11 protein-coding genes and 1 pseudogene are annotated in these 15,843 nt (G+C 40.2%); 2 read left to right on the top strand and 10 right to left on the bottom strand.

What is annotated here, in order from left to right:
- Positions 1–279 precede the first annotated feature (279 nt).
- Entirely contained in the window at positions 280–1,209 is a 930-nt protein-coding gene (locus PYW34_RS13115; protein ID WP_002289135.1) for a helix-turn-helix domain-containing protein, read from the top strand.
- Entirely contained in the window at positions 1,206–2,942 is a 1,737-nt protein-coding gene (locus tag PYW34_RS05140) for a cache domain-containing sensor histidine kinase (protein ID WP_002289136.1), read from the top strand. The genes PYW34_RS13115 and PYW34_RS05140 overlap by 4 nt, the downstream gene beginning before the upstream one ends.
- A gap of 62 nt (positions 2,943–3,004) precedes the next feature.
- On the opposite strand, the gene pheA is transcribed toward PYW34_RS05140, so the two are convergent.
- From pheA to PYW34_RS05090, 10 genes and pseudogenes are all read right to left on the bottom strand, one after another.
- The gene (pheA, locus tag PYW34_RS05135) at positions 3,005–3,841 is read right to left on the bottom strand and encodes a prephenate dehydratase (RefSeq protein ID WP_002295212.1); all 837 of its coding nucleotides are present in this window, start codon (positions 3,839–3,841) and stop codon (positions 3,005–3,007) included.
- Positions 3,838–4,347 (bottom strand): shikimate kinase, encoded by a 510-nt coding sequence (locus tag PYW34_RS05130; protein ID WP_002295213.1) that lies wholly within the window; start codon positions 4,345–4,347, stop codon positions 3,838–3,840. The genes pheA and PYW34_RS05130 overlap by 4 nt, the downstream gene beginning before the upstream one ends.
- Positions 4,340–5,635 carry a 3-phosphoshikimate 1-carboxyvinyltransferase gene (aroA, locus tag PYW34_RS05125; RefSeq protein ID WP_002333052.1) on the bottom strand — a complete coding sequence of 432 codons (1,296 nt, stop codon included), beginning with the start codon at positions 5,633–5,635 and terminating at the stop codon, positions 4,340–4,342. Before aroA ends, PYW34_RS05130 begins: the two co-directional genes overlap by 8 nt.
- Positions 5,636–5,647: 12 nt before the next feature.
- Positions 5,648–6,739 (bottom strand): prephenate dehydrogenase, encoded by a 1,092-nt coding sequence (locus PYW34_RS05120; protein WP_002295216.1) that lies wholly within the window; start codon positions 6,737–6,739, stop codon positions 5,648–5,650.
- A 16-nt stretch (positions 6,740–6,755) separates the two neighbouring features.
- On the bottom strand, positions 6,756–7,922 hold the full coding sequence (aroC, locus tag PYW34_RS05115) for a chorismate synthase (RefSeq protein WP_002295218.1): 1,167 nt from the start codon (positions 7,920–7,922) through the stop codon (positions 6,756–6,758).
- Between the two features lies 1 nt (position 7,923).
- Entirely contained in the window at positions 7,924–8,988 is a 1,065-nt protein-coding gene (gene aroB, locus PYW34_RS05110; RefSeq protein ID WP_002323120.1) for a 3-dehydroquinate synthase, read from the bottom strand.
- A 32-nt stretch (positions 8,989–9,020) separates the two neighbouring features.
- Positions 9,021–10,043 carry a 3-deoxy-7-phosphoheptulonate synthase gene (gene aroF / locus PYW34_RS05105; protein ID WP_002289144.1) on the bottom strand — a complete coding sequence of 341 codons (1,023 nt, stop codon included), beginning with the start codon at positions 10,041–10,043 and terminating at the stop codon, positions 9,021–9,023.
- A gap of 657 nt (positions 10,044–10,700) precedes the next feature.
- Positions 10,701–11,675 (bottom strand): beta-galactosidase small subunit, encoded by a 975-nt coding sequence (locus PYW34_RS05100; RefSeq protein WP_002289516.1) that lies wholly within the window; start codon positions 11,673–11,675, stop codon positions 10,701–10,703.
- A complete protein-coding gene (locus tag PYW34_RS05095; RefSeq protein ID WP_002333053.1) occupies positions 11,656–13,539 on the bottom strand; it encodes a glycoside hydrolase family 2 TIM barrel-domain containing protein in 1,884 nt (627 codons plus the stop codon). The genes PYW34_RS05100 and PYW34_RS05095 overlap by 20 nt, the downstream gene beginning before the upstream one ends.
- Before the next feature lie 17 nt (positions 13,540–13,556).
- Positions 13,557–15,782: pseudogene (locus tag PYW34_RS05090) on the bottom strand (alpha-galactosidase).
- Between the last annotated feature and the right edge of the window lie 61 nt (positions 15,783–15,843).

Raw genomic sequence — 15,843 nt, 5'->3', positions numbered from 1 at the left:
GCTGATTATCTTTTAAAGCCTCGATTGAGTCCTGATTTTTTTCTAAATTCCTTAACTGCCGTTTCACAAAAAATCAAAAAAAAGCCCAACAAAAGCCCAATCACCAATCGTTATGAGCAGATCTGCGAGAATCTTTCACAGCAGATTGCTGGACAAACTCGTCCATTGCTTGACCCTCTTCTTTTTGAACACACCTTGTTTTTTCTGTTATATACCGAAAAACGGCCATTCAGTTCAAAACAAGGCTCTAAACAAAAACAGTCGATCACCCATTCATTGATGGATAGCGACGATTCGTTTACTATTTATCCTGTTTCTACCTTTTCGGAAGAATCCGGCTATGTAATCAATACTGATTCCAAAGATACACTTAGGAAGTTTGTTCAAAAGTTTCGTCAAGAAGTTTTTCCAGGTGATTTTTTTGTTGTTTCTGATTCTTTTGCAATCCAAGATATCAATGAAATATTCCAAGAGATCAGAAATTGCACCAAAGGACAACGTTTCTATCATAAGGGAAAGAACCTTGCTTATCAGCATGAACTTCTTCCGTTATTAACCAACCACGAGCAGCAAGCAAGTAGTTATTTAACAAAAATCGTTCATAAAGACTACGCTTTAGCTGTCAAAGAACTTGAGAATTTCTTCACGACGATATTGGAACAGCCTATTGATCCAGCTTATTTGAAACATGAGGCAATCAATCGTTTCTATGCATTACTCAACGCTTTGGCTGACGAGCATGTTGGGAATGAAGAACTTTCTTTGCTCAAGATCGCCCTTCCTTCTTTATTAGCCGATGCTGAGTATTTCGAAGATTTTTCTATTCTTGTCAAAGAAACACTTGAGAAACTCACCCACTTTTCTGCAAATGCAAAAAAAGACAATTTCGATATCTTGACTTTGATCTACGAGTTCGTCCAGGAAAATTATGAGAAAGAAATCAATTTACAACTTTTATCCGAAAAATATCATTTTTCATATAGCTATCTCTCAGCCATCTTTACTGAAAAATTTGGTATCAACTTTTCAAAATATCTAAAAAAAGTCCGTATCAGTAAAGCCAAGCTCTTTTTGACGGAAACACGGCTTACTTTGACGGAAATCTGTGAGAAAGTCGGCTATACCGAACTGGGTTATTTCTCCAGAGTTTTTAAAGAAGAGACAGGAATGACACCTTCTCAATACCGTAAAGGAACTTTTGTAAAATGAGAAAAAAAATCAAAGAGCATGAACTCTTTGCCAAACTTCTGTTCATTTTGTTCATCGGTCTTTTTCTGCAAGCCATCGTCATTTCTTTGTTTATTTATCATCGATCAAGGGATGCCTATATCCAGCTGTTCAATCAATCGAATGATGTGGTACTAAAAAAGATTCAATCTGAATTTGAAAGTTTGAATGATACAATCGAGAATACATTAGCCGCTTTTGATTCTAATCCAGCTGTCAAAAGCTATTTTTCCAATGATCCAGCCCAACATATGGAACAGCTTCAGCAACTAAGAACAATCCAAAAAATGAATGACTCTCTTTCAAAAATCCATCCAATGATCGATTACGATGTATTGATCTTTGGAGAAAATGGAAGAACTTTTGTCGGAAACGACATGCTCACTGCCGTATCTGCCGATTCTTTTTTTCAATCTGCGATTGCTCAGAGAGTGAATGAACGTGCTGCTGATACACAAATGCTTTTTGCACACCACGGATTGACTCTTCGCGATAAGAAAGCACCCAGCGTCTTCTTTGTCAAAAAACTGAAAAATACATTGAATCACGTTTACGGATATGCTGTTTTATCGATCTCATCCAAGCAACTAGCGAATCTTTTTCAATCTGTAGTAAATCCTGAGATATCGAAGATCTCCTTCATGAACGAAGAACAGACGATCATCGCATCAAATGAAGAAAATACAATTGGGAGCCGATCAATGATTTTCAAAAAACTAACAGTAGGTGAAACAACGATTTCAAATGGACAGCAGTTGACCCGTCTTCCTCTGTACCGCCAGGATTGTACATTACTCAGTCAAGTCGATCTTCATTCTTTATCTAACCAAATGGGCGTGATTTTTCCGATTATTTTGTATAATATCGTGACACTTGCTTTTGCTGGCTCATTGGTATTTATGTATTTGGATCGACACACAAAATCGATCTACCGCTTGATTGATTCGCTAAAACGGCTAGAGGAAGATGGCTTAAAAGCTACTGTTCCTGTACAAGGAAGCCATGAAGTCCAATTGCTAGGGAATACGATCAATCAATTGCTAAGTAATGCTCAGCATCATTATGAACAGACGATCCAAGACGAAAAGAAGAAACGTTCGCTTGAAATCCAAACTATGCAAGCACAGATACAGCCCCATTTTATTTATAATACGCTGACTAGCTTGAAATTTTTGATTTGGCAGAAAAAAACAGATGAAGCAGTTCAAGGAATCGACAGTTTCATTACTTTACTAAGAAGTACGATTGGGAAAAAAGAAGAAGTGATTCCAGTCAAGGAAGAAATCAAAAGCGTACAAAGTTACATCGATCTTTTGAGTATGCGATATGGCGAAAGAATCTCGGCTAAAATAATGATTCCTGATGAACTGCAGTCATTATCTATGCCGAATATGATCCTTCAACCAATTATCGAAAACGCCTATCTTCATGCTTTTCACAATAAAACGCAAGGATTCATCACGGTGTACGGCAAAACAAAAAATCAGCTTCTTTTATTCGAAGTGATTGATAACGGCGATGGCTTCGATACTGAAAATACCAAACAAAAAAATGATCATTTTTCAGGAATCGGCATCAGCCATGTAGATGAGCGGATACGCCTAATGTATGGCGATGCATATGGCTTAACGATCCAATCAGTGATTGGGACAGGAACGACTGTAACGATTTGTCTACCGCTTCTTCCTAAAAATCAATCAGAATATCAAAAATAAAGAATAGCCAAGCACTGATTTTTTTATTTTAAGTTAAATAAATCAATCAGTATTCTTGACTTTCATCTACGCGTCTCTTCTACTGTCAGCACTGGATAACAGCCCAATATTTGACTTTCTCCTCCGAGCATCTTGATTTCTTGGAGCGCATTCTCTACTAATGTCATTGGGCGGTCCAACAACAAATCGATCACGAAAAAATATTCTCCCAAACTGGTTTTCAATGGTCGGGATTCAATCTTACTTAAGTTGATCTCCCGCCATCCGAAAGCTGCCAGCATTTTATGAAGCATCCCTGGCCGATTAGCAGGTAGTGTCAAGATGACACTCATTTTTACTGGAGCTGGCTGCTGGCTGGTCATCTTTCGATCACCTATGATCCAAAAACGTGTCTGATTCAACTCATTATCTTGGATATTCTCAGCTAAGATCTCCAATCCAACATGCTGTGCTGTTTCTAATGAAGCAATCGCTGCTGCGTCTTCTTTCGGATGTTCTGCTACATACATTGCTGCAGCAGTTGTTGATTCTGTTGCTACTAAAGGAACATTAGGATAATGCGTTTCTAAAAACTGTTGTGATTGTGCTAGTGCTTGTGGATGTGAAAGGATTTTTGTAATCTTTGTTGCTGGATTGCCTAAAAGCTGCTGCTTGATAGGAAGAACGATTTCACTTTTAACTTCGACTTCTGGATGTTTGGAAAGAAGATCGATTGTGTGATGAACAGATCCTTCCAATGAATTCTCTACAGGAACGACAGCCAGATCGACTTGTTTGCGAAACAAAGCGCGCAAACAAGCAGGGATGGAAGCATACGCAGTCAATTGTTCTGTAGGAAATAGCTGACAAGCCGCCTGATAAGTGAATGAACTTTCTGGCCCTAGATAGCTGACGTTCATATGCTTTTGATCCTTTCTATAATGGTATCGATGATCTTTTCTGGTGTTTGATTGGTCGTGTTGATTCGATGTGTCGCACTTTCTTCATACCAAGAAAGTCGTTGTGCCAATAATGCTTTTATTTCTTCTCTTGTTTTTCCAAGAGCTAAAGGTCGAATAGACGTTTCATCTTGTTGGATACGATCAACTAGACAGTCCGCTTCTGCCTCTAAGTAAAGAACAATCGGCTGTGTTTTTAAAAAACGCCGATTTTCTGCACTTTGGACAATCCCTCCACCAGTCGCGATAATTTTATCTTCATTTGACAGCTTTCTTAAAATATCTGACTCCACTTTTCGAAAGCTTTTTTCACCGTAATAGTGAAAATATTCGGCAATCGACAATTGGATATGTTCCTCAATCTTTGTATCTAAATCTACATACTCTTTTTGTAAACGTTGAGCTAACCCTTTACCGATTGTTGTTTTTCCAGCGCCCATGAAACCAATCAGCAAAATGCTAGCCATGAGCTTCTCCTCCTGACACAAGTTCTGCTAAATCGTCAAAAAATGCCGGATAAGAGATTGAAACAGCTTCAGCTCCTTCTAGTTCGCAAGGTCCATCAGCTATCAAAGCAGCTACTTGCAGCATCATACCGATTCGATGATCGCCTCTGCTGGACACTTTTGCGCCATGCAGAGGTGTCGGCCCATGGATGATCAGACCGTCTGCTGTCGCTTTTATCTTTGCTCCCATTTTCTGTAATTCTTCTGCCACCGCATCAATTCTGTTGGTTTCTTTTACTTTTAATTCTTCTGCGTCTTTGATGATCGTGATTCCTTCTGCTTGAGTAGCCACTAAAGCTAGAATGGGCAATTCATCAATCAGACGTGGAATGATTTCTCCACCAATCGTTGCTTTCTTCAAATGACTCGTCTTGACACTTAAATCAGCCGATTGGTTCTGTTCATTGTGATTCGTCTGGGTAATCGCTGCGCCCATCTCCTCCAGCACATCTAAGATACCGGTTCTTGTTGGATTGACCCCGACATTTTTTAATAACAGTTGGCTTTCCGGAACAAGAAGCCCTGCTGCTAGAAAGAAAGCAGCCGATGAAATATCGCCTGGAACAGTTATCTGTTGACCAGTTAATTTTTGTGGTCCTGTTACCGTGATTGTTTTACCTTCTACTGAGATCCTTCCGCCAAATTGACGAATCATTTCTTCCGTATGGTTACGGGAACGTTCTTTTTCAACGATTACGGATGTGCCTTCTGCTTTTAATGCCGCAAACAGCAAAGCAGATTTGACTTGCGCACTGGCTACAGGCATATTGTATCGGATAGGTGATAAAGAGTTGGTTCCTGTCACAGTGATTGGTAGATACTGCTCATTCTCTTTTCCTTGCAAGTCAGCGCCCATCTCGCGTAAAGGTTCCATCACTCGCCCCATTGGACGTTTAGACAACGAAGCATCCCCGAACAGAGTAGTCATAAAAGGCTGTCCAGCCAAAATACCCATCAATAAACGTATGGTCGTACCGGAGTTTCCCATGTCGATTGATTCGGTTGGTTGGACAAATGAGTGGCTACCGCGACCATGAATCTTGATCATCTCTTCCTCTTCTTCGATTTCAACGCCTAATTGCTGGAAGGCATGTAAAGTACTCAGACAATCTTCTGCGCGCAAAAAATTTTGTATAGTCGTCGTTCCTTCCGCAATTGCCCCAAACATGATGCTGCGATGAGAAATTGATTTGTCTGCTGGTATCCTAACAGTTCCTCTTAATCCATGTATTTGTTGTAATAATTGCATTTATCCAGCCTCCTATTTGATCCAGCAATGATAACTGGTATTAGACATAATGATTCTTTTTGCTTGTAACAAATCCTGTTGGTTTTTAAAACTGATTTGCAGTATTCCTAAAATATCTTCCCTGGTCTCTTGGATCTTCAAATTAATCAAAGAAACTCCCGCTTTTCCGATCAGTCCAGTTACTTCTGCAATAACGCCAGGTTCATCTGGCACATCGATAAATAAATCAAAGAAGGCAGGAATCGCGCCTTGCTTATGGATAGGCAACTGGTCTCGACTTTCTTTTGCCCGATTGAAAAAAGAAAAGATTTCCGATTGGTTCTCAGTCATGATCCATTCTGCTATTTGTGCCATTTCTTGCTGCCAATCCGCCAATCGTTCCAATAATATCTGCTTATTGCTCAACAAAATATCTGTCCACATAACAGGATCCGAGGAAGCGATCCTAGTGATATCTCGAAAGCCTCCTGCTGCCAGTTGTTTGGCTCGCGGATACTCTTGATTGAATTGTTCTGCCTGATTGACTAAGCCAGCTGCCAGAATATGTGGAAAATGACTTAGCATTCCTGTTATACGGTCATGTTCTCTTGCTGTAAGAGTTACGTATTTTGCTTTGGTTCCGCAAAATAGTTCTTGCAGTTTTTCAACATCTTTTTTCGTCTTTTCCAAAGGTGTAAAGATGTAATAGGCATTTTCAAATAGTTTAGCATCTGCTGCCTGTATACCTGATTTATGAGAGCCAGCCATTGGATGTCCACCGACAAACCGAAGATTTTTCTGCTCAGCGGATGTCACGACTTGCTGCTTCGTACTGCTGACATCCGTAATGATGACGTGATCAGACAAGTTGATTCTTTCAAGGACAGCAAGATAAGCTAAGGTTGTACGGACGGGAACGGCTAATAAGATAACGTCTGCTTGTTCTGCACCTGTTTCAAAATCATTTGCAACGTAATCAACGATCTGCTGTTCTATTGCTTGCTCACGGGTTTTTGACTGACTATCCCAACCAACTACTATCAGTTCTGGATTGGTCTGACGAATACAAAGTGCCATAGAAGCACCAATCAGTCCAAGCCCCACGATAAAAACATGTTGTGCCATCTTATTTGCCCCCTTTTTAATAATGTTTCAAGTAGTCACGGTACTCCTTCACTGCAACTTTCAACTCAACAAGCGAATCACTTGGGAATTTTGACAATAGCTCTGTCGCTACCACAGTGGCTACAACATTTTCCGCAACGACGCTAGCTGCAGGAACTGCTGTACTATCCGAACGTTCTACACTTGCTTTGTAAGGTTCTTTTGTATCGATATCAACACTTTGAAGTGGCTTGTACAATGTAGGGATGGGTTTCATGACCCCGCGAATGACAAGTGGTTCGCCATTGGTCATTCCGCCTTCGAAGCCGCCTAGATTATTGGTACGTCGGAAATAGCCTCTTTCTTCTTCCCATAGGATCTCATCCATCACTTCTGAGCCTGGTAATGAACCAGAAGTGAATCCGACCCCAAATTCTACGCCTTTAAAAGCATTGATACTAACCACAGCTTGTGCGATTTTGGCATCTAGCTTCGTGTCCCATTGTACGTAGCTTCCTAATCCAGCTGGAACACCTCCAACGAGCACTTCTACAATTCCTCCGATCGTATCTCCATTTTTCTTTGTCTGATCGATCAAATCTTTTATTCTTTGCTCAACTGCTGGATCAACAACTCGTACTTCTGACGCTTCAGAAATTTCTTTGATTTCTTGAATCGAGATATTTCCAGGTATTTCTGCTTGGATTCCACCAAGACAAATCACGTGTCCTGCTACGATGATGTCAAGTTCTTCCAGAATTTTCTTGGCAATTGCGCCGATTGCTACACGCATGGTCGTCTCTCTTGCAGAGGACCGTTCAAGCACATTCCGAAGATCTCGATGATGGTATTTCATACCGCCTACCAAATCCGCGTGTCCTGGACGCGGACGTGCAACTCGCCGCAGTGATTGGTCTTTTTCAGGCACTTCTGCTACAGACATGACAGTTGTCCAATTTTTCCAATCTTTATTTTCTACCACTAAAGTGACAGGTGAACCAATTGTTTTGCCGTGACGGATGCCAGACGTGATCCGAACACGATCTTTTTCGATCTTCATCCTTCCTCCTCTGCCGTAACCAGCTTGTCTGCGAGCGAGTTCGTGATTGATTTCTTCTTCTGACAGAGGTAATCCTGCTGGTAGTCCTTCAATAATCGCTGTTAATTCTGGTCCATGGGATTCTCCCGCAGTCATATAACGCATCTTACAGTCCTCCTAAGTAATCTTTGAATGTCTCTGTGGGAACAGGAACGATTTTTGCTTGCCCAATCTTTTCTAGCAAGATGATATTCAATTGGCTTCCTCTTGCTTTCTTATCATGGGTTATCGCGTGGAATAATTCATCTGGATGACTTAGATCATACGTAATCGGCAGATGGAATTTTTGAAGTATCCTTTCTAAAGCAGCTGTCGATCCAGTTGGAGACAAGCCGATTTTTTCTGCATGAGAAGTGATGGCTACCATTCCAATAGCTACTCCTTCTCCATGACTGACTACCCCATATCCTGCTGTATTTTCAATTGCATGGCCAATTGTATGACCAAAATTTAAAATAAGTCGATTTCCTTGGTCAAAGACATCTTCTTCCACTACTTTTCGTTTGATTTCCAACGTAGCAGTAATGATTGGAACAGCATGTTCCAGAAGATTTTTTTCGTCTTTCAGCTCGTTCAGCTGTTTCCAAAGCGTTGCATCTGCTATAGCTGCTGATTTGATGATTTCAGCGATTCCTTCTCGTAAACGACGTACCGGCAAAGTTTTTAGAACCTCAGGATCAATCAATACACCAGCTGGCTGGCTAAATGTTCCGACAAGGTTTTTCGCTTTGTTTGTATTGACTGCTGTCTTCCCGCCAATACTAGAATCTACTTGTGCAAGTAGCGTAGTCGGAATTTGAACGAAATGGATCCCACGCATGAACGTCGAGGCCACGAATGCGGCTAGATCACCCACCATTCCTCCACCAAGTGCAAGTATCCCATCGCTGCGGGTAAAATCATTATCTGCTAAAAAATCGTATAACTCAGCTGCTTGTTCTAAAGATTTACTGGTCTCACCCGCCGGTACGATTGAAAGGACTGGTTCAAAATTAGCTTGTCTCAATTGGAACATGATTTTTTCTGCATATAGTGGAGCAACGTTTGTATCAGTGATCACAGCTACTTTTTGAGGTCTCCAAATCGTTTGAAGCCATGATCCAGCCTGTTCTAGTGCGCCTTTTTCAATATGAATATCGTATTTTTGGTTATCAACATGTACAGTAAGCATTCATTTCACTTCTTTCTTTTAAAAAGCTGGAATTAATCGAGTGTCTGAATCTTTTCCATTGCTTCTTTCATGATCGCAACTTCTTTCATCATGCGTGAGTAAGTCTTTTCATTCAACGATTGGGGACCGTCTGACCAAGCATTTGCAGGATCAGGATGGATCTCTACGATCATGCCATCTGCTCCGCTTGCCACACCCGCACGAGCCATTGGTGGTACAAGTTCCCAAATTCCTGTACCATGACTTGGATCAACAATCACAGGGAAATGAGTTAATTTTTTCATCAATGGGACAGCACTTAAATCAAACGTATTACGTGTCGCTGTTTCGTAAGTCCGAATCCCACGTTCGATAAAAATGACAGGAGATTTGTCTTCGACTGCAATGTATTCTGCAGCATTAAGCCATTCATTGATCGTACCGGAAATTCCACGTTTCAATCCAACAGGTTTACCTGTTTTACCGACAGCAGATAGCAGTTTAAAATTTTGCATATTACGTGCGCCAATCTGTAGGATATCGCTGTACTCAGCCACCATGTCGATATGCCCTTCATCCATCACTTCAGTAATCACTTTCATTCCAAATTCATCAGCCGCTTGACGGATGTATTTCAATCCTTCTTCTTCTAAACCTTGGAAAGCATACGGAGAAGTACGTGGTTTGAAGGCACCACCTCGCAGAATTTTTGCGCCCCCGGCTTTGGCCATTCGCGCACATTCTCTGATTTGGTCTAATCCTTCGATAGAACAAGGACCAGCCATCGTCACGAAACTGCCGTCACCAATTTTTACTCCGTCTACATCCACGACTGTATTGCCAGGATGGAATTCTCGAGAAGTCAATTTGTATGTGTTTAAAATACGCACAGCATTTTCTACTCCTTCATAGCGTGTAAATGCTCCTTCTTGTAAACTTCGCGTATCACCTTTTAGTCCAATCACTACTCGTTCTGTTCCTTGATCGATTGAGACTTTGAATCCTTCTTTTTCGATATGATCGACGACTTTTTTTATTTGTTCTTCCGTTGCTTCTTTTTTCATAATTACTATCATTGTTTTTCCCGCTTTCTTTTGTTTACTTATCTATCTTGGCTGATTTTCTCTACTTTTTCAAGGTGGTTTTACATTAATTCCTACTAAATGACCGTGTCCTGTTGTTCTCATTTTCGCTCCTTCTTTCCTACTTATGACCCAGATAATCAACAAAAAAAGATGTCCCTGTAGGAAATTGCCTCTACAGTGAACATCTTCAACGAGCCTTAAAAAGCGCTGCAAAAATATAAAATAGCCACTATAGATGAATTTCTCTACGTGGCTGTAAGTCGTGTTTAAAAATCTTTAGCCATCATAGATACAAACCTGGTTTGTTTGTACCCACGAAGTCATGAATACAAACCTATCTAAAATAGCTAAAGTAATACGTATTCAGTTTTGTAAGTTTTCTAGATTTCATAAAAAATCGCTCCAAACTGATGTAAGAATTGTACCTAGTATAGACATAAAAAAATCGACTGTCAATCATTTTTATGAAACTTTTTTAATTTTCTGATAATTAACTTTGTTTTTCAGAAAAATAACAATTGGTTTTATTGAAGAAAATAGTCATGAACAAAAGTATCTGAGAACTTTTTTACTCTCTTGTTCATGACATATAGAATAAAGCAGCTTTGTCTTGTAAACTCCGTTTTTCAAATAATAATCTAAAGATTGCTACTGAATAATAAAGCCGATTTCATGGTCCTCTTCGCTGCTGATTCGGTAAGGTGACTCAACATCCGCTCCCCAGCTATTGATACCCCCGACTCCTCTTACTTTTGCAAAAATCGTAAGAACCGTTCGTCTTTCTGGCGGTAGTTCTTCTATATGTGTTGCCTGTTCCAGTTCTTCTGCTTTGAATGGTAAAGCGGAAAAAGCAAATGGCGTATCCTGCTGTTCAAATCGCAACGAAAAATCTTCTTGATCTTTATCCGTATTATCCAACGTTTGATTTCTTGTTAGTTCTACCCATTTCGTTTCCATATGCATGCCGCATTCTTGGGGAACAAGGTATGGGGAAACGGGGAGTCCTGCCACTTTATAAATACCTTCGACACCACCAGCCATCCGATCCGGATATGTTTCCCCTGATAGGCCTTCATACTCAAAAAATTTTGCTTTCGTTGGCATAATGAACCTTAAACCCAATGCGGGTAATTCCGGTAATCCTTTTTGTCCATAATAATGCATATTGACAAGCATTTTACCCTCTCCAGCGATTTGGTAGGAAATTGTCACTTGGGTTTTTGGTACTGTGTTGATTTCCAGTGTAAAAATAATTTCAACCGTTTCAGCGTATTCATTACTTGAATATTGATTATTTACTGGAGCAATCGGCAAATCGATCTTTTTATTGTCCACCAGTACTTCTATTTCTTTGACTTTTGGATACAATCCGGCTCCTAACCACATACCGGATTTAAATCCAAATCCGCTACCTCTGTCATTATCGGTCGTTGCTCGCCAAAAAACTGGAAGTGTTTCCCGGTATAGCCATTCTTTTCCGTTTTTATTGAGCGATTCCAGTCCGCCTCTTGTATAAGAAAAAATATAATGCGTATTCCCCGATTTGACACCTAATGTACAGTCGCCGAAGACGATTGCAACTTTTTCCGTATCCATATGACTTTTATTTACTGTATTTTTCATAATAATATCTTACCTCCTGCATGGCGGGTTTTTCTTGTCCATCTGCAAAAACGATCCCATTCCCTGAGAATTCATAGTCACTTGGTTTATCGTCAAAGTCACCGCCATAGCGCATCACTTCTCTGCCTGTGATTGGATCAGTCACTTGGATTGCCTGATCTTTAAAATCCCATATATAGCCTCCTTGGTACATTTCATAACGATCAAGCAACGTCATGTAAGAATCCATTCCACCTAACGAATTCCCCATGTCATGCATATACTCGCATAGGATGAACGGTTTTTCCGCTTTATTTTCAAGGTAGTCAATGATCTCTTCTGGTGGCGCATACATGCAGCTTTTTACATCTGAAATCGAATCTTCGAATGCTGGATTTGGAAAATTCCCTTCATAATGGACAAGTCGATCGGGGTCTACTTTTTTGAAGTAATCGTTCATTTGTCGAATGTTTACTTCCGCATAGGATTCATTTCCAAGAGACCAAAAAAGAATACTTGGATGGTTTTTTAATGTTTCGAAATTCGTTTTTGCTCGATCAAGAACAGCCGCCTGCCACTGAGGTACTGCACCTGGTACGTTGTAAGAAGGCTCAAATGCGCCCATTTTTTGCCATGAGCCATGGGATTCGAGGTTCGTTTCCGCCATCACATGGATTCCTGCTTGGTCGCATAAATAATACCAAGTGATCTGGTTGGGGTAATGAGATGTCCGTACGCCGTTGATCTTTGCATTTTTTATGATAGCCAAATCTTTTTCCATATCTTCTATAGTGATGGCGCGTCCTTTTTTCGGATGCCACTCATGTCGATTTACCCCGTTGATAATCATCCGTTTTCCATTGAAGTATATGATTTTATCTTTGATTTCGATTTTACGAAAACCGAAGGAATAGTCAATATATTCTGTTACTCTTTTTTCTTCGTCTATCGTCTCCAATTCAAGCTTATATAAATTGGGCTGAAAATGCCCCCACAGTGCCACATTTTCAAATCCATCGATGCGAATCGTCATTTGCTCTTTTAACGGATATTGCTGTTGATAGATTTCCTTCCCATCAGGATCTAGTATCGCTACATTCAGCTGACTGTTTTTGGCTACTTGCTCAAAAGACAAATCTACTTCAAGTTTGCCATTTTGACATTTGTCATCTAAGCGAGGTTTGATCCAAAGATCTTCTAAATGGTTTTGTCCTCGAGCAACTAAGAAGACATCTCTGAAGATCCCAAAAAATCGGAAAAAGTCCTGATCTTCCAAGAATGCAGCTGTACTTCTTTTGTAAACCTCCACAGCTAGAATATTTTCTTCTTCCAAATAAGGTGTTAAATCAAATTCAGACGGAGTGAACGAATCTTCGGCATACCCGATAAAATGACCATTCAACCAAATAAACATTGCTTGTTCTACACCAGCAAAATGAATCGAGATTTGTTTTCCCTTTAGACCTTCTTCTAATCGAAAAGTCGTCAAATACGAACCAACCGGATTGTCTTTAGCAGCTGAAAAGATCCCTTCCGCCTCTTTCTCAGGGCTTGTCGTGAAAGGGGGACGGCGAAATACATGTCCCTCCCACGGATACATCGTATTGATGTAATGGATCTTGTCATAATTTGCTAATTCAATATGACTAGGAACAGTGATTTCATCAAAAGAACAGGCATCAAAATCTTTTTTATAAAATGTTTTTGGACGTACCGAAGGATTTGGCGAATAACAAAAACGCCATGTTCCATTTAAAGACTGTTTAAGGGAGGATGTGGTTTCTACTTCTTCCCTTGTTGCATAGCAAACATGATCGCTATGTGCATTTGATTGGTTCACTCTAAAAACTTGTGGATCATCTAACCATTTTATATTTGCTTTCATACTTTTTTCCTTCTCTCTCATAACTTTTTGAAATGAAGCAGTTCTGTTTGGAAATCACCTTGAAAATCGGGGAAGTAAAGTCCAACTGTCATCAATTCGGCCCCCGAAAATATCCGCTTCGAGGTCTGTTCCTGATAAAGTGCCTCATCATCTAACCCCATCAGATATACTTCATGGAACGCTGGTTGAGCTGAAGCTAGTATCCTCCCTAAAAACACAATAGCTTCATCTTGTTTAGGAGACACAAACATCCATGCGGCAATATTTTCTTCAAAAGGACTCGCCAAACGATAATAATGGCCATACTGGATCACCGGACGAATCGTTTGATAGGATATAATTTGGTCTTTGACTTGCTTTTTTTCTTCAGGAGACAACTTTGTCAAATCCAGTTCATAACCAAAAACAGCGCTCATAGCTGTTTCTCCTCTTGTTTTCAACGAAGTAGATCTGTCGGTCTGATGATTTGGCACAGCTGATACATGAGCTGTGATGGACGAAATCGGATAAGCAAGACTTGTTCCATATTGGATTTTCATACGCTCCACTGCATCCGTGTTATCACTTGTCCATGACTGCGGCATATAATAAATAAACCCGGCATCAAACCGTCCACCTCCACCAGAACAGCCTTCCCATAAGATTTCCGGATAATCAGTTGTCAAATGTTCAAGTAGTTCATAAAGCCCGAGCATATAACGATGCGCTACTTCTCCTTGTCTCTGTGGGTCAAGGGTAATCGAATAGACATCTGAAAGCGAACGGTTCATATCCCATTTGATGTAGTCAAGAGGAATCGTATCTAAAATCTTTCTCATTTGTTTCTCAATCGTCTGCCGAACATCTAACCTTGTAAAATCCAGTACATGTTGTGATCTGGAAGCAGAAGGCATTCTACCTGGCTCCTGCATAAGAAAATCAGAATGTGTTCGATACAGTTCAGAATCAACCGAGATCATTTCAGGTTCAAACCATAAACCAAATTTCACCCCTTTGCTATGAGCATAATCTGCTATTTCACGTAATCCATTTGTCAACTTGCCTTCATACTCGAACCAGTCTCCTAATGAAGAATTGTCCGCATCTCTTTTTCCAAACCAGCCATCATCTAATACGAACATTTCGATGCCTAGCTCCTTTGCTTCATCAATGATCGCCTTGATTTTTTCACTATTGAAGTCAAAGTAAGTGTCTTCCCAGTTATTGACCAGAATCGGCCGTTCAGCAAATTGATGACGACCTCTTGCGATTCTTTCACGTAGCAACTCATGGTGGATCTGACTCATTTTGTTCAATCCCTGACTTGAGTAAGAAAGGATCATTTCAGGTGTTTGAAAAGACTGGCCTGCATTCAATTCCCACGAAAAACGATGGCTGTTGATCCCACCGACGACTCTCAATTGATTGATTTGATCTTTTTCAAGTTCGAAAGAATGGTTGCCGGAATAAACAAATTGAAGTCCGATCGCTTCTCCAGTATTTTCTGTCGTATGATGATGAACTAAAGCAATAAAGTTATTCATATGGTGACTGCTCGTTCCTCGACGGCTTTCAAATACTTTTGTTCCAGATAAAACAGATTGCCGTGAAATCTGTCTTTCATTGACATGTGCTCCTGGCAAAGCAATGACTTCATCAAATCGCCTAGTATGGGCAAAGTCTAGCTGGAAACTAGCTGCTTTTTCTAGTTTGATTGTTTCTCCGGTTTCATTTCTTATCTTTACAGATCGTGTGATCACTGCTCTATCAGTAAATATGGTATAGAACAAATCGAAATAAATCGCTGTTTCTCTATCCTTAAGTGAAATCATCAACGTTTGTGCCTCTGACTTGTCCATCACATAAGTTTGAGGCAAGCCTTCGATCTATGGCTTCCCATCTGTAATATAATGGCTGTCATATCTCAGATCCAGTAAGTCTGACCCATTCTTGCGCTGAATGATCGATGCGGGCGTTCGAAAGTCCATGCTGCCATGAGAAGAGTATTCTTGCGGTAGTGTATCTTTCGACAGAGACCGGTCAGGATTTAAGGGAACATTTCCTGAAAATCCACGATCTCTTCGGGGATAATTTTTATTGTCTTTGTACTGCTTGACTGGTTTGCCAAAATAAATATGCGCCAATACATTGCTTTCTTCTATCTTTATCAGATAAGAAAGAAATGTATTTCGTAAATGGAAGACTCGGCTATTTTCATCAAATAAGATGAAATTTTTATCTGTTTTTCTATGCGTAATATCCATCATTTCACTCCCATCAAAACGGAAACCGTTTACTTTTTTTATAATTCCTGTATACTGTTTA

It is taken from the genome of Enterococcus faecium (assembly GCF_029023785.1).
Classification (GTDB): domain Bacteria; phylum Bacillota; class Bacilli; order Lactobacillales; family Enterococcaceae; genus Enterococcus_B; species Enterococcus_B faecium.
The sequence above is the reverse complement of the archived record's forward strand: the minus strand, read 5'-3'. Positions and strand labels throughout refer to the sequence as shown.

Bases quoted from the DNA above. Each gene is read 5' to 3' on its own strand.
- pheA (WP_002295212.1), bottom strand. From the start codon at position 3,841: ATGAACGTCAGCTATCTAGGGCCAGAAAGTTCATTCACTTATCAGGCG.
- aroC (WP_002295218.1), bottom strand. From the start codon at position 7,922: ATGCGTTATATGACTGCGGGAGAATCCCATGGACCAGAATTAACAGCG.
- aroB (WP_002323120.1), bottom strand. From the start codon at position 8,988: ATGCTTACTGTACATGTTGATAACCAAAAATACGATATTCATATTGAA.
- PYW34_RS05130 (WP_002295213.1), bottom strand. From the start codon at position 4,347: ATGGCTAGCATTTTGCTGATTGGTTTCATGGGCGCTGGAAAAACAACA.
- PYW34_RS13115 (WP_002289135.1), top strand. From the start codon at position 280: ATGGATAGCGACGATTCGTTTACTATTTATCCTGTTTCTACCTTTTCG.
- PYW34_RS05120 (WP_002295216.1), bottom strand. From the start codon at position 6,739: ATGGCACAACATGTTTTTATCGTGGGGCTTGGACTGATTGGTGCTTCT.
- PYW34_RS05100 (WP_002289516.1), bottom strand. From the start codon at position 11,675: ATGAAAAATACAGTAAATAAAAGTCATATGGATACGGAAAAAGTTGCA.
- PYW34_RS05095 (WP_002333053.1), bottom strand. From the start codon at position 13,539: ATGAAAGCAAATATAAAATGGTTAGATGATCCACAAGTTTTTAGAGTG.
- aroF (WP_002289144.1), bottom strand. From the start codon at position 10,043: ATGATAGTAATTATGAAAAAAGAAGCAACGGAAGAACAAATAAAAAAA.
- aroA (WP_002333052.1), bottom strand. From the start codon at position 5,635: ATGCAATTATTACAACAAATACATGGATTAAGAGGAACTGTTAGGATA.
- PYW34_RS05140 (WP_002289136.1), top strand. From the start codon at position 1,206: ATGAGAAAAAAAATCAAAGAGCATGAACTCTTTGCCAAACTTCTGTTC.